Annotated in this window: 9 protein-coding genes; 6 read left to right on the top strand and 3 right to left on the bottom strand. The window is 66.1% G+C overall.

The genetic code is table 11. The features are described 5' to 3' along the window. Positions 1-147: 147 nt before the first annotated feature. Positions 148-2,925 carry an Rne/Rng family ribonuclease gene (locus DC366_RS02585; protein ID WP_108690589.1) on the top strand — a complete coding sequence of 926 codons (2,778 nt, stop codon included), beginning with the start codon at positions 148-150 and terminating at the stop codon, positions 2,923-2,925. A 188-nt stretch (positions 2,926-3,113) separates the two neighbouring features. Here DC366_RS02585 and DC366_RS02580 read toward each other — a convergent pair whose 3' ends face one another. Beyond that, positions 3,114-3,335 carry a sulfurtransferase TusA family protein gene (locus tag DC366_RS02580; RefSeq protein ID WP_108690588.1) on the bottom strand — a complete coding sequence of 74 codons (222 nt, stop codon included), beginning with the start codon at positions 3,333-3,335 and terminating at the stop codon, positions 3,114-3,116. 93 nt (positions 3,336-3,428) lie between these two features. Here DC366_RS02580 and DC366_RS02575 point away from each other — a divergent pair, with 93 nt between their 5' ends. The 3 genes from DC366_RS02575 to DC366_RS02565 all read left to right on the top strand — a co-directional run bounded on the left by DC366_RS02575 (position 3,429) and on the right by DC366_RS02565 (position 6,913). Further along, positions 3,429-4,184 (top strand): cytochrome c biogenesis CcdA family protein, encoded by a 756-nt coding sequence (locus DC366_RS02575; RefSeq protein WP_108690587.1) that lies wholly within the window; start codon positions 3,429-3,431, stop codon positions 4,182-4,184. 75 nt (positions 4,185-4,259) lie between these two features. Continuing rightward, positions 4,260-5,534 (top strand): hypothetical protein, encoded by a 1,275-nt coding sequence (locus tag DC366_RS02570; RefSeq protein WP_108690834.1) that lies wholly within the window; start codon positions 4,260-4,262, stop codon positions 5,532-5,534. After that, a complete protein-coding gene (locus tag DC366_RS02565) occupies positions 5,531-6,913 on the top strand; it encodes a cytochrome P450 (RefSeq protein ID WP_108690586.1) in 1,383 nt (460 codons plus the stop codon). The genes DC366_RS02570 and DC366_RS02565 overlap by 4 nt, the downstream gene beginning before the upstream one ends. Here DC366_RS02565 and DC366_RS02560 read toward each other — a convergent pair. Beyond that, positions 6,910-9,318 (bottom strand): GcvT family protein, encoded by a 2,409-nt coding sequence (locus tag DC366_RS02560; protein ID WP_108690833.1) that lies wholly within the window; start codon positions 9,316-9,318, stop codon positions 6,910-6,912. The two genes, DC366_RS02565 and DC366_RS02560, sit on opposite strands and share 4 nt — an antisense overlap. A gap of 156 nt (positions 9,319-9,474) precedes the next feature. Between DC366_RS02560 and DC366_RS02555 the strand changes: the two genes are divergently transcribed. Together DC366_RS02555 and DC366_RS02550 are read left to right on the top strand one after the other, a co-directional pair. Then, positions 9,475-10,791: a DUF2254 domain-containing protein gene (locus DC366_RS02555; RefSeq protein WP_108690585.1), complete on the top strand. Its 1,317-nt coding sequence runs from the start codon at positions 9,475-9,477 to the stop codon at positions 10,789-10,791. 109 nt (positions 10,792-10,900) lie between these two features. Then, positions 10,901-13,321 (top strand): GcvT family protein, encoded by a 2,421-nt coding sequence (locus DC366_RS02550; RefSeq protein WP_108690584.1) that lies wholly within the window; start codon positions 10,901-10,903, stop codon positions 13,319-13,321. A 22-nt stretch (positions 13,322-13,343) separates the two neighbouring features. On the opposite strand, the gene DC366_RS02545 is transcribed toward DC366_RS02550, so the two are convergent. Next, entirely contained in the window at positions 13,344-14,651 is a 1,308-nt protein-coding gene (locus DC366_RS02545) for an HlyC/CorC family transporter (RefSeq protein WP_108690583.1), read from the bottom strand. Positions 14,652-14,806: the final 155 nt, after the last annotated feature.

Raw genomic sequence — 14,806 nt, 5'->3', positions numbered from 1 at the left:
GATGACGCGCGCAACACAGGAAAACACTCCGCCGGGGGGCCGACATGGCGCCCCCGCATGCGTGCGCAGCCTCGCCACAATCAGACATCCCCTGCACGACGCCGCCCCACCGGGGCGGCTGCGCGTGCCCGGATGCGAACGGACAACATGGCCAAGAAAATGCTTATCGATGCCACCCACGCGGAGGAAACCCGCGTCGTGGTGGTGGACGGAAACAAGGTCGAGGAATTCGACTTCGAGTCCGAAAACAAACGGCAGCTTGCCGGAAATATCTATCTCGCCAAGGTAACCCGCGTCGAGCCGTCGCTTCAGGCGGCCTTTATCGACTATGGCGGAAACCGTCACGGGTTCCTTGCGTTTTCGGAAATCCACCCCGATTACTACCAGATCCCCATCGCCGACCGCGAGGCGCTGATGGAAGAAGAGCGCGCCTATGCCGAGGCCCAGGAGGCCGAGGAAGAGAATGGCGACAAGTCCAAGCGCCGCTCGCGCGGCGGGCGCAGCCGCTCCAAGGCCGAAAAGACCAGCTCGGACGAGGATGCGGTAACGCAGTCCGACGTTTCGGGAATGGAGACGATCGATTTCGACGTCGACGAAGGCACCTCGCCCATGGACCGCGTCGCCGAAACGCCCGTGGAAGAGCCCAATGGCGGCCCGGACACATCCAATGGCGATAACGGCGACAGCGATGATGACGACAGCGACAGCGACGACGATGCCCCGCGCAAGCCGCGCCGCACATCGCGCACCCGCCGCTCGCGCCGCGATGACGACACCGACGACAGCATCGACGATGCTGCCGACAAGGATGAGGATATCGAGGTCGTCGCCGACGAGGACAGCCACGACGATATCCGCCCGCCCCGCAAGCCCCGCGCGCGCAAGTACAAGATCCAGGAGGTCGTCAAGGTCCGCCAGATCCTGCTGGTCCAGGTCGTCAAGGAAGAGCGCGGCAACAAGGGCGCGGCGCTGACCACCTATCTGTCGCTGGCGGGTCGCTATTGCGTCCTGATGCCCAACACCGCCCGCGGCGGCGGCATCAGCCGCAAGATCACCAACGCGCCCGACCGCAAGAAGCTGAAGGAAATCGCCAACGAGATCGACGTGCCCAAGGGCGCGGGCCTGATCGTGCGCACGGCAGGCGCCAAGCGCACCAAGCCGGAAATCAAGCGCGATTACGAGTATCTTCAACGCATGTGGGAGCAGATCCGCGAACTAACGCTGAAATCCATCGCGCCCGCCAAGATCTACGAAGAGGGCGATCTGATCAAGCGCTCGATCCGCGACCTCTATAATCGCGAGATCGACGAGGTTCTAGTGGAGGGCGAGCGCGGCTATCGCATCGCCAAGGACTTCATGAAGATGATCATGCCGTCCCACGCGAAGAACGTGAAGCATTACGTCGACACGATGCCGCTTTTCGCGCGCTTCCAGGTGGAATCCTACCTCAACTCGATGTTCAACCCGACGGTTCAGCTGAAATCCGGCGGCTATATCGTGATCGGCGTGACCGAGGCGCTTGTCGCCGTCGACGTCAACTCCGGCCGCGCCACCAAGGAAGGCTCGATCGAGGAAACCGCGCTCAAGACCAACCTTGAGGCCGCCGAGGAGGTCGCCCGCCAGCTGCGCCTGCGCGATCTTGCCGGCCTCATCGTCATCGACTTCATCGACATGGACGAGCGCAAGAACAACGCCGCCGTCGAAAAGCGCATGAAGGACAAGCTCAAGACCGACCGCGCGCGCATCCAGGTCAGCCGCATTTCCGGCTTTGGCCTGATGGAGATGAGCCGCCAGCGCCTGCGCCCCGGCATGATCGAGGCGACGACGCAGCCTTGCCCGTCCTGCCACGGCACCGGCCTGATCCGCTCGGACGACAACCTTGCGCTGAACATCCTGCGCCAGGTCGAGGAAGAGGGCACCAAGGGCCGCTCGCTTGAGGTCTTGGTGCGCGCGCCGGTTGCCATCGCCAACTTCATGATGAACCAAAAGCGCGAGCGCGTCGGCCAGATCGAGGTCCGCTATGGCATGTCGGTGCGCATCGAGGGCGATCCCAGCCTCATCAGCCCCGACTTCTCGCTGGAGAAGTTCAAGACAGCCACCCGCGCCGTGCCCGAGCAGGTCGTGCGCGTGGTATCGGCCGACAGCACGCTGATGGAGGATATCGACAGCGAGACCGAGGCCGATCCCGACGAACTGCCCGCCGATGATGACGCCGACAGCGACGAGGGCAGCCAGACGCGAAACGAATCGAACGGCAATGGCGGCAATGGCGAGGATGACGGCGACAAGCCCAAGAAGCGCCGCCGCCGCCGCCGCCGCAAATCGTCCTCCAGATCGCAGAACGGCGACGACAACGGCGGCGATAGCGACGATTCCGATGACGCCTCCGATGACTCCGATGATGATCAGGAGGAGGATCGCACCCGGCGCGGCAACGGTGCGGATGCGCCTGCCCAGAACGGCGATGACGCGCCCCAGCCGGTCGCCGCCGCAGCCGACGCGAACGGCGCCGCGACCGACGAAGAAGAGGCGCCCAAGCCCAAGCGCACACGCAAACCCCGCGCCAAGAAGGCGGACGCGGATACAGCGCCCGAAGCCGTCCCGGCGGCCGAGGATGCGCCCAAACCCAAACCCGCGCGCAAGCCGCGGACCCGCAAGGCAGACAGCGCCCCGGCAGTGACCACCGAAGCCCCGGCAACCGAGGCCGAGCCTCAGCCCATGCCGATGCCCGAGGCCGCCGATCAGCCGCAGGCCGCGCCTGTCGCCGACGTCGCGCCAGAGACCGCCGCGCCCCCCGCGTCGGCGCCTTCGGACGCGCAACCGGCGCAAGAGCCTGAAGCGGCCTCCACCGCAGAGGCCACGCCTCAGCCCGAGGCCGAGCCGGAAAAGCCCAAGCGCAAGGGCTGGTGGTCGCTCGGCCGCTAAAGCATTTCGCTTTTAACCTGAGCGATCAGCGAGAGGCGAAACGCTTTAACCCACCGCAGCCCCCGGCGCCGCCGCGCGCCGGGCCTGCCGCGCGCCGGTCTTCATCTTGGCGAAAATACTCAAAAAAACGGCGTGATCCTCGCGGATCGCGCCGTTTTCCAATGCTGCCCGGTGCAGGCGCAGGACCGTCAGCCGCCCTTGCGCACCCGATAGCGCGAATGCGCACCGGCCTCGTCCACCGAGACCAGCGTATGACCGGCCTCATTGCAAAAATGCGGCACGTCGATCATCGCCGCCGGATCGTCGGCGCAAAGCTCGACTTCGGCGCCGGGCGCGAGCGGCGCCATGCGCTTGCGCAGCTTTAGGACGGGCAGGGGGCACAAAAGCCCGATCGCATCGATTTTTTCCATATATTTCCAGATAATCGGCCCCCTCGCATCTGTCCACAGCCTTGTGACATTGCGCCGCGTGACGCCGTGCGATCAATGCGCTAAGCCTCGCTCATGTTCGGAATCGAAATCATGGATGCGGGCCTCATTCCCGCGATGGTCGTGGCGCTTCTGGCGGGCACGCTCTCGTTTCTCAGCCCTTGCGTGCTGCCCATCGTGCCGCCCTATCTGGCCTATATGAGCGGCGTGACGCTGCAGGATCTGTCCCAGCAGGGGGGCGCGTCGCGGCGCCGCGCGGTCCTTCAGGCGGTGTTTTTCGTCCTGGGGCTTTCGACAATCTTCCTTCTGCTCGGCGCGGCCGCGTCCGCGCTTGGGCTGGCCTTTTTGCAATACCAATCGACGCTCAGCGCAATCGCGGGGGTGCTGGTCATGGTGTTCGGCCTGCATTTCCTGGGTATCCTGCGCATCGGTTTCCTGGACCGCGAGATGCGCATGGACGCGGGCGATCGCGGCGGCAGTGCCTTTGGCGCCTATATCCTCGGCCTTGCCTTCGCGTTCGGCTGGACGCCCTGCATCGGTCCGCAACTGGGCGCCATTCTGAGCCTTGCGGCAAGCGAGGCGTCGGTCACGCGCGGCACCATGTTGCTGGCGGTCTACGCCATCGGCCTTGGCGTGCCTTTCATCCTCGTCGCCGCGTTCCTGCCGCGCCTGACCGGCTTCATGGGCTGGATGAAGCGGCACATGGACCGGATCGAGAAGATCATGGGCCTTTTGCTGTGGACGATCGGGCTGATGATGCTGACGGGCGGCTTTTCGGCCTTCGCCTTCTGGCTGCTGGAGACATTCCCGGCGCTGGCCGTGCTGGGCTGATTGCGGGGCGGACATACTCTTGCCCTGATCATCCCGCAGCATGTGCGCCCGACAGGCAGCCCCGGATATCCGCGCATGACGACCAGCCCCGCCCGCAATAGTGATGCCAGCGCCCCGCGCGCGGCGCGGCGGCGCGTGTTCTACATACCCGGCTACGATCCCATTCATCCGCGCCGCTACCGCGAGCTTTACCGCAAGGAAGGCGCGGCGCAGGCGGCCATTTCGGGCTATGAGCTGAGCCTTGCCGCGCGCGGCGGTGGCGGGCGCTATGGCTGGCACGTGACGGCGCGCATGGACGGCGCCGAGGCGCGGGCCGAGGTCGACGTGCTGGTCTGGTCCGACATCGTGCGCGCGTCGATGAGCCACACGATTCCCGCCACCTATCTGCAACTGCTGCAGACCGCATGTATCTATATCGCAAGCGGCGCGCTCTTCCGGCTCATGCGGCTGCGCAAGGGGCCGGTGATCGCCGCGCTTTACCCGGTAGGGATGTTGTTAGTTCAGCTTGCCGTCGCACTGGGGCTGGGTCACGGCGCAGGCCGTGCGCTGGCGCTGGTTCCGGCCCATCTGCCGCTGTCGAGCGGCGGAGCGGCGCTGGTGGCCTTCGTTCTTTATGCAAGCGCGCTGTTCTTCGTGGCGCGAACGGTGCTGCGCTGGTTCAAACGCAAGGACGGCAGATTCTATGCGTATTACCTGATGCACGACTACGCCTTTTCCGCGCGCCACAGCGGCGCCAATCCGCCAGCGCTTGAGGCGCGGATGGCCGAGTTTGCAGACGATATCGCTACCGCGCTCGAAGGCGACGTGGACGAGGTTCTGATCGTCGGCCATTCCTCGGGCGCGCATCTGGCAGTGTCCATTCTCGCCGATCTGATCCGCGCTGGCCGCGTGCCCGAAGACGGCCCGGCGTTGTCGCTGCTCACGCTGGGGCAGGTGGTGCCGATGGTGTCCTTCCTGCGGGGCGCCCATCGGCTGCGCGCGGATCTGGCCTATCTGGCGGCGTCGGAGGCGCTGGCATGGGTCGATGTGACCGCGCCGGGCGACGGCTGCGCCTTTGCGCTGTGCGATCCGGTAAGCGTCAGCGGCGTTGCGCCGCCGGGCAAACGCTGGCCGCTGGTGATCTCGGCGGCGTTTACGCAAACGCTGAGCGCCGCGCGCTGGCGCGAATTGCGGTGGAAGTTCTTTCGCCTGCATTTCCAATATCTGTGCGCCTTCGACCGGCCCGGAGACTATGACTATTTCCGCATCACCGCAGGCCCGATGACGCTGGGCCAGCGGTTCGCGGGCCGTGCGCCCTCGGCCAGCCGGATCGAGAAGCCGGTCAATGAATTCACGGACATCGCGACATGATCCAGCCGCCCAAGCCCCCGTCACGGCCCGGCCGGGTGTCGATGTGGCGCTATCTGCGCCTTTTCCGCGCCGATATCCTGTCGGCGCAGCCTGCGCGGCTTTACCGCGCGTGGATGGCCGAATTCCGCACCCCGTTCTTCCGCTCTTACTTGTGCAACCAGCCGGATCTGGTGAACCTCGTGCTGAAGGAGCGGCCCGATGATTTCCCCAAATCCATGCGCGTGCGCGAGGGGCTGACGCCGCTTCTGGGCAATTCGGTCTTCGTCACCAATGGCGAGACGTGGAAGCGTCAGCGCCGCATCATCGATCCCGCCTTCGAGGGCGGGCGCCTGCGCCATGTGTTTCCGGCCATGCGCGATGCGGGGCAGGGCGCGGTCGCGCGGCTGGGCGCCATCGCGGACGGCACGCCGCAGGATATCGAGGGCGAGGCCAGCCACGCCGCCGCCGACGTGATCTTTCGCACGCTGTTTTCAATCCCGATCCAGAACGAGATCGCCGCGCGCGTCTTCAACGAATTCCGTGCCCATCAGCGCAGCCAGCCGGTGGTCAATCTGGCGGCGCTTGTGCCGCTGCCGCGCTGCCTGCCGCGCCCGCACAGCCGCGCCACGCGCCGGACCGCGCATGTGATCCGCAGCCTGATCCGGCAACTGACGACCGAACGCATGGCGCAGATCGTGGCGGGCGGCGCGCCCGATGATCTGGCGACCAAGATCATGACAACGCCCGATCCGGCGACGAACCAGCGCTTTGACACCGAGGAGATGGTCGATCAGGTCGCCATCTTCTTTCTCGCCGGCCACGAGACGAGCGCATCGGCGCTGGCATGGGCGCTCTATCTGGTGGCGCTTTATCCCGACTGGCAGGACCGGCTGGCGGACGAGGCGCAGGCGGCATTCGGTGGCGGCGCGCCGGAATTTTCGCATATGGGCAAGCTGCCGCTGACGCGCGATGTCTTTCGCGAAACCCTGCGACTTTATCCGCCCGTGCCGATGATGGTGCGGCAGGCCCGCTGCCCCGAGGCGTTTCGGGGCCGGGCCATCGCGCCGGGCAGTCAGGTGGTTCTCAGCCCGTGGCACCTGCACCGGCACGAGCGGATCTGGGACAATCCCGACGGGTTCGATCCCGCGCGCTATGGCACCGAGGCGGGGCGCAAATGCCTGCGCGAGGCGTTCATTCCCTTTTCGGCCGGGCAGCGCGTCTGCCCCGGTGCGGGCTTTGCGATGATCGAGGGGCCGCTGATACTGGCCATGCTGCTGCGCGCCTTTCGCTTTGAGACGGCGCCGGACCGCCCGGCGATGCCGGTGGCGCATCTGACAGTGCGCGGCAAGGACGGGATCTGGCTCAGGATCCGGCCGCGATATACGGGCGACACGCGCTAGCCGCGCATCCGCGCGCCGTCCGCATCGAAAAGCGGCGCGGTGATCAGCACCGCGTCGCGCATCTGGCCCAGTATCTCGATCTGCGCGGTCTTGCCCGGCTCGGCCATGTCGCGCGGGATCAGCCCCAGCGCGATGGATTTGCCCGCATGGTGCGAATAGCCGCCCGAGGTGACGAAACCCATCACGCTGCCGTCCAGCCAGATCGGCTCGTAGCCGTGGGCGTCGGCGTCATCCGCATCCACCTCGAACGCCACCAGCTTGCGCGCGGCGCCCTTGGCGCGCTCGGCCTCGGCGGCAGCGCGGCCGATGAAATCGCTGTTCTTGGACCACGCGATAAAGCGGTCCATGCCCGTCTCGCCCGGTGTGTAATCGGGCGAGAATTCGGACAGCCACGAGCCAAAGAACTTGTCCAGACGCAGCGACATCATCGCGCGCATCCCGAATGGGCGCATCCCGCGGCTTTGGCCCGCGTCCCAAAGCGTCTGCCACAGCGCGCGCTGCGCCATCGGATCGCAATAGATCTCGTATCCCAGATCGCCGGTATAGCTGACGCGCTGAACCAGGCATTCGGCCATGCCGATGGCCGCATGGCGCAGGTCCATGAAGCGCATGTCTGATACAGCATCGCGGGTGCAGGCCATCAGCACCTCGCGCGCCTTCGGCCCCGCGATCTGGAAGCCGGTCAGCCGGTCGCTGACATTCTCCACATGCACGCCCGGCGCCTCGTGGCCCTGGAACCAGCGCATGTGGTTGGCTTGCGCGCCGTAGCTGGCGGTCAGCTGAAACGCCGTGTCCGAAAGGCACGATATGGTGAAATCGCCCATCAGCCGCCCTCGCGGCGACAGCATCGGCGTCAGCGACAGGCGCCCCGGCTGCGGCACGCGGCCCGCCATCAGCCGGTCCAGCCACGCGCGCGCCCCCGGCCCCGTCACCAGGTATTTGCCGAAATTCTGCACCTCGTTGATGCCGACGCCCTCGCGCACGGCGCGGACCTCGCGCGCGGTCGCCTCGAACGCGTTCGAGCGGCGGAAACTGGGCGTCTCGTAGCGCGGCTCATCGCCTTGGGCGAAATAGTTGGCCACCTCCAGCCCGTATTGCTGGCCCCAGACCGCGCCAAGATCGTTCAGCACGTCATACATCGGCGTGGTCAGGAACGGGCGCGCGGCGGGCAGTTCCTCGTTCGGGTAGCTGACGGAAAACCGTTTCTGGTAGTTCTCGACCACCTTGGGCCGCGTATAGCCCGGCGTGATCCAGTCGCCGAAGCGGGCCACGTCCATCGCGGTGACGTCGCGCTCGCATTCGCCCTGGGTCATCCATTGCGCCAGCATCAGGCCAACGCCGCCCCCCTGGCTGAACCCCGCCATGACGCCGCAGGCGGACCAATAGCCGCGCAGCCCCGGCACCGGCCCGACCAGAGGGTTGCCATCGGGGGCAAAGGTGAACGGGCCATGAATGACCGATTTGACACCCGCCCGCCCCAGCGCCGGGAACCGGCGATAGGCAAATTCGATGCTGTCCTCGATCTTGTCGAGGTTGTCGGGCAGCAGTTCGTGGCCGAAATCCCACGGCGTTCCGTCGACGGCCCAGGGGCGGGCCTTCTGCTCGTAAAACCCGATGCAAAGGCCGCGGCCCTCCTGGCGCAGGTAGGATTCGCCCGCCAGGTCCATGACATGCGGATGTTCGGCCTCCCGCGCGACGATTTCGGGCACGTCATCCGTCACGATATACTGATGCTCCATCGGGTGCAGCGGCAGGTAGACGCCGGCCATCGCGCCCACCTCGCGCGCCCAGAGGCCGCCGGCGTTGACCACATGCTCGGCATGCACCGTGCCCTTGTCGGTGACCACGTCCCATGTGCCGTCGGGCCTTTGCCGCGTCTCGCGCACCATGCAATGGGTGTGGATCGCCGCGCCGCCCATGCGCGCGGCCCTGGCATAGGCGTGGGTGGTGCCCGACGGGTCCAGATGCCCGTCTAGCGGGTCGTAAAGGCCGCCGATGATGCCGTCCGTGTTCGTCACCGGCGCGATCTGCGCGATCTCCTCGGGCGTGACGATATGGGTGTCGAGGCCCATGTAGCGATGCTTGGCCCGCTCGGCCAGCAGCATGTCGAAACGGTCGGCATTGTCGGCCAGCGTCACGCCGCCCACGTGATGCAACCCGCAGGACATGCCGGTGATCTGCTCCAGCTCCTTGTAAAGGCGGATGGTGTAGCCCTGAAGCGCGGCCATGTTGGTATCGCCGTTCAGCGTGTGAAACCCGCCCGCCGCGTGCCAGGTGGAGCCCGAGGTCAGATCGGAGCGCTCCAGCAGCATGACGTCGGACCAGCCCAGCTTGGTCAGGTGATAAAGGACGCTGCATCCGACGACGCCGCCGCCGATCACGACGGCCTGTGCGGTGGTTTTCATGGGGCTTCCCTTGTTGCTGGCCATGCGGGCAAGGTGCGGGGGCTGCCCGGCCTTGGCATGCGCGCCTGCGACAGATCCTGTCGTTTTTGGGGTCATCGGCGGGCAGGCCGCGGGAAAACGATGGAACCTGCCCCCGGCACATGCAATTGATAAGCGATGAAGAACATCCTGCTGATCCCCTCGACCCTGTGGCGCAAGGCGCGCAATTATTCGCGCAAGCTGTGGGTGCGCGTGCTGTTGATGGGGATGCTTTCGCTGTTTGCGCTTGGCCTGACGCAGCTGATCGAGCTGTTCGTTCCCGAGCAACTGGCCGGGCGCCTGTCGGGGACGTCGGCGGACCGGCTGCTGGATATCATCGCCAGCGCGATGCTGTCGGTCACGATCTTTTCGATGACGGTGATGGTCTCGACCTATCGCAGCTCGGCCTCGCAATGGACGCCGCGGGTGCATCAGCTGATCATGCAGGACAGCACGACGCAAAAGACGCTGGCGGCCTTTATCGGCGCGTGGGTCTATGCGCTGATCGCGATCATCCTGCGCGAGACGAGCGTTTTCGGGGACGAGCATGCGCTGGTGATCTTCTGGCTGACGGTGCTGGTGCTGGCCTATGTCGTGTGGTCGCTGGTGCGCTGGGTGCTGCATCTGCAGACCTTCGGCAGCCTGCTGCACACCACGCGGCAGGTCGAGGACATCACCAAGCGGCGCTTCAAGGAGCGTCTGAAGACGCCCTGTCTTGGCGCCAACCCGCTGCGCGGGGACGTGCCGCGCGATGCAACCTCGGTCGCGTCCGACGAAAGCGGCTATATCCAGCATATCTATCCCGAAGGGCTTCAGGCGGTCGCCGAGCGCTATGAGGTGCGCGTCTATCTGCCCAAGCCGATCGGCGAGTTCGTCTTTCTGCACGAGCCGCTGCTGTGGTACGAGGGCCGCGTCAAGGAGGACGACCGCGAGGAATTCCTGTCGCTTCTGCGCGGGCATGTCAGCGTCGAGGATCTGCGCAGCTACGATCAGGATCCCCGGTTCGGTCTGACCGTGATGGGCGAGATCGCCTCCAAGGCGCTGTCGCCGGGCATCAACGATCCGGGCACGGCGATTGACGTCATCACCCGCGTCGGGCGCATCCTGTCCAGCTATTCGGACGAGAACGTCAACGAGGAGGAGCAGGAAGAGGGCGGCGAGGGCCCCGATCTGGACCGGCTCTGGGTGCCGCCGCTCAGCCCGGGCAATCTGCTGGACGATGGCTTTGGCGCGCTGTCGCGCGATGGCGCGCAGCTCTACGAGGTGCAGCACCGCCTTCAGGCAACGCTGGCCGGACTGATGCAACATCCCGATGCGGGGCTGCGCAACGCGGCCGAGAAATTTGCCGAACTTGCGCTGCGGCGCGCGCTGGATCATATGGATTTCGCCCCCGACCGGGACCGTCTGCTGGCCGCCGTCAGCGAGCGGTTGCGCCTGCGCGTGACCGAGGCGTAGGGCCGCGCAGTGACTTGTCCCGCCGCGACGCCGTTTGTCGCTGCGAGGCAATCGCGCCACCCGCCGCGCGTTAAAGCTGCGGCAGAAATATGAGCCGAGGACCCTGCCCATGAAAACCCACGCACAGGCTGTCGTCATCGGGGGCGGCGTCATCGGATGTTCGATCCTTTACCATCTGACGAAACTGGGCTGGACCGATGTGATCCTGCTGGAGCGGGACGAGCTGACGTCGGGCTCTACATGGCATGCGGCGGCCAACATCCACGGGCTGCACGACAGCGCCAATATCAGCCGCCTGCAGCACTACACCATGACGCTTTACAACCGGCTGGAGGCCGAGACGGGCCAAAGCTGCGGCGTGTTCCAGCCCGGCTCGCTTTACCTCGCGCAGACCGAGGCGCGCGAGCATCAGCTGCGCCTGCAGGCGGCCAAGGCCCGGCTTTATGGCATGAATTTCAGCGAGATAGATCGCGCCGAGGCCGAGGCGCTGCATCCGCTGGTCAATTTCGACGGCATTCGCTGCATCATGTGGGAGCCGGACGGCGGCAACGTGGACCCGTCGGGCGTGACCGCCGCCTACGCGGCCGGCGCGCGGGCGGCGGGGGCCGAAATCCACCGCTTCACGCCGGTCACCGCCACCCGGCACCAGCCCGATGGCAGCTGGATCGTCGAGACGCCCAAGGGCAATATCAGCACCCCCTGGATCGTCAATGCCGCCGGCCTCTGGGGCCGGGAGGTGGCGGCGCTGGCGGGGATCACCCTGCCGCTGCAACCGACCGAGCACCAGTATTTCGTGACCGAAACGATTGCCGAGATCGCCGCGCTGGACCGCCGCCTGCCGTCGGTCGCCGACCGGGACGGCGAATACTATTTGCGGCAAGAGGGCAAAGGCCTGCTGATCGGCGCCTATGAAAAGGATATGCGTTTCTGGGCGGAGGAGGGCACACCGCTGGATTTCGCGCATGAGCTTTTCGCCGATGATCTGGACCGGATCGAGTACAACATGATGCGCGCCATCGACCGCGTGCCGGCCGCGGGCGCGGCGGGGATCAAGCGGGTCATCAACGGCCCGATGATCTGGACGCCCGACGCCAACGTGATCCTTGGCCCCGTGCCCGAAAAGAAGGGCTATTTTTGCTGCAACGGCATCATCCCCGGATTTTCGCAATCGGCCGGGATGGGCCTCATGGTGGCCGACTGGATCGTCGAGGGCGAGATGCGCCATGACATGTTCGCATGGGACATGGCGCGCTTCGGCGACTGGGCGGACAAGGCATTCACCAAGGCGAAGGTGGGCGATCAATACGCCAACCGCTTTGCCATCCACTTCCCGTATGAAGAGCGCAGCGCAGGCCGCCCCTGCCGCGTGCGCCCGGCCTATGAAATGCAAAAGGACATGGGTGCGGTGTTCGGCCTGAACTATGGCTGGGAGCATCCGCTGTGGTTTGCGGGCACGCCCGGCGTCGAGGAGACCAAGGGCTTCACGCGCCAGAACTGGTGGGCGCCCGTGGGCGAGGAATGCCGCATGCTGCGCGAGCGGGCGGGGATCATCGACATATCGAACTTTGCCAAATACCGCTGCGCCGGGCCGGGCGCCGAGGCATGGCTGAACGCCGTCTTCGCCAACCGCATGCCGGGCGCGGTAGGCCGGTCCTGTCTGACGCCGCTGATCTCTGTGCGCGGCGGAATTGCGGGGGATTTCACCGTCACGCGCACCGCAGAAGACGAATTCTGGATCATCGGGTCGGGCATGGCCGAGCGGTATCACAAGCGGTTCTTCAACATGGTCCCGTTGCCCGAAGGGACCATTTTCGAAAGCCGGACAGAGGCGATCTGCGGCTTCAACGTCGCGGGCCCCGGATCGCGCGAGCTGCTTCAGGGGCTGACCGACGCATCGCTTGCGACCGCGGATTTCCCGTTCATGCGCTCCGCCAGCATCCGGGTGGCGGGCGTCGAGTGCCTCGCGCTGCGCGTCAGCTTCACCGGCGATCTGGGATGGGAGCTGCATTGCGCGACCGGCGATCAGGTCGCGCTCTACACGGCGCTTCTGGAGGCCGGGCGCGCGCTGGGCGCAGGCCCCGTGGGCAGCCGCGCGCTGATGAGCCTGCGCATCGAGAAGGGCTATGGCAGCTGGGGGCGCGAATACAGTCCCGAATACTGGCCGCAGGAGGTGGGGCTGGCGCCGCTGGTCAAGCTGGACAAGGATTTCCTGCATCGGGATGCCGCCGCCGCCGCGATGCGCGAGCCCGCGCGCGAGACGCTGGTCCTGCTGCATCTGGACGAGGCGGACACGCAGGCATCGGGCGCCGATGCCACCGGCGGCGAGCCGATCTTCAAGGACGGCGCGGGCATCGGGCGCGTGACGTCGGGCAGCTACGGCTACTGGGTGGGGATGAGCCTGGCGCTGGGCTATGTCAAAGGCGCGCAGCCGGGCGACCGCGTCGAGGTGATGGTGCTGGGCCGGCCGCATGGCGCCACGATCCTGCCCGCGCCGCCCTTCGATCCCGATGGAGCACGGCTGCGCGGTTGAAGCGGCGGGGCTAAAGGCCGGGTCAAAGCTTGCTGATCTTCAGCCGCGTGATGCGGTTTGCCTTGCGCGCCATCACCTCGAAGCGGAAGCCGTGGAAGTTGAACACCTGGTTCACCTTCGGGATCATCTGCGCCTCGTGGATGACCAGCCCGGCGATGGTGTTGGCCTCGTCATCGGGCAGCGACCAGTCGGTCGCGCGGTTCAGGTCGCGGATCGTCATGGCGCCATCGACCAGAAACTGGTTGTCGTCGCTGCGCCGGATCGGATGCTCGGCGTCGGTGTCGAATTCGTCTGTGATCTCGCCGACGATCTCTTCCAGAATGTCCTCCAGCGTGATGAGCCCCTGAAGCGAGCCGTATTCGTCCACCACCAGCGCGAAATGCGTGCGCATGCGCAGGAATTGCCGCATCTGATCGTCCAGCGTCGTGGTTTCGGGCACGAAATAGGGCTTTCTCACCACCGACTTGATGTCGAAGCGGCGCCATGCGCTGGCGCTGCCGCCCTCGCCAAGGGCGAGCCTGTGCATCGCGCGCAGCAGATCCTTGGCGTGGACGATGCCGATGATATTGTCGGGATCGCCCTCGTAGACGGGCAGGCGGGTATGGGGCGATTTCAGACATTGATCGAGGATCGCCACCGGCTCCAGCCCCGCGTCGATCATCTCGATCTGGCTGCGGTGGCGCATGATTTCCTCGACCGCCCGCTCGCCCAGATCAAGCGCGCCGAGGATGCGATCGCGGTCCTCCTTTTCGACGACGCCTTCGGAATGGCCAAGGTAAAGCGCGCCTGCGATCTCCTCGCGCACGGCGAGGATCTGGCCGTCGGGATCGGTCTTGACGCCGAAGATCCTCAGGACCAGCCGCACGAAGACGCGCACCGCCGACACGACCGGCGAAAACAGGCGGATCACGATGGTGATGACGGGGGCGACGCGGCTGGCCGCGACCTCGGCATTGGTGATGGCATAGGTCTTGGGCAGGACCTCGGCAAAGACCAGCACCAGCAGCGTCATCACCAGCGTGGCCAGCGCCACGCCCGAATCGCCGAACATCCGCGTGAAGAGCGCGGTGGCCAGCGACGTGGCCAGGATGTTGACCAGGTTGTTGCCCAGCAGGACCGAACCGATCAGCCGCTCGTTGTCTTCGGTGATCGCCAGCGCACGCTCGGCGCCGGTATCGCCCTTGTCGGCGCGCGCGCGCAGCTTGCCGCGCGATGCCGCCGTCAGTGCGGTTTCACTGCCCGAAAACAGCCCCGACAGCACCAACAGCAGCAGGATGGCGCCCGCGGTCAACCAGAAGGCCAGATCGAAAATCGCGAATGTCGCGTCCATGGGGGTGCAAGTCCTTTTGTGCCGCTATGGCGTTCTGTGCCGTGTTCGGCAGGCAGGTACCCTTCAAAAATTCCCGCCGCCGGATGGTGTCGCCCGCCCGCCTTGCGCGGTGTGCGAAACGTCATGGCTTTATGGGCCGCGCGGCGCCCGCGATC

It is taken from the genome of Pelagivirga sediminicola (genome assembly GCF_003072125.1).
GTDB lineage: Bacteria > Pseudomonadota > Alphaproteobacteria > Rhodobacterales > Rhodobacteraceae > Roseovarius > Roseovarius sediminicola.
Note: the sequence above shows the minus strand (reverse complement) of the source record. Positions and strands in the feature narration are given on the sequence as shown.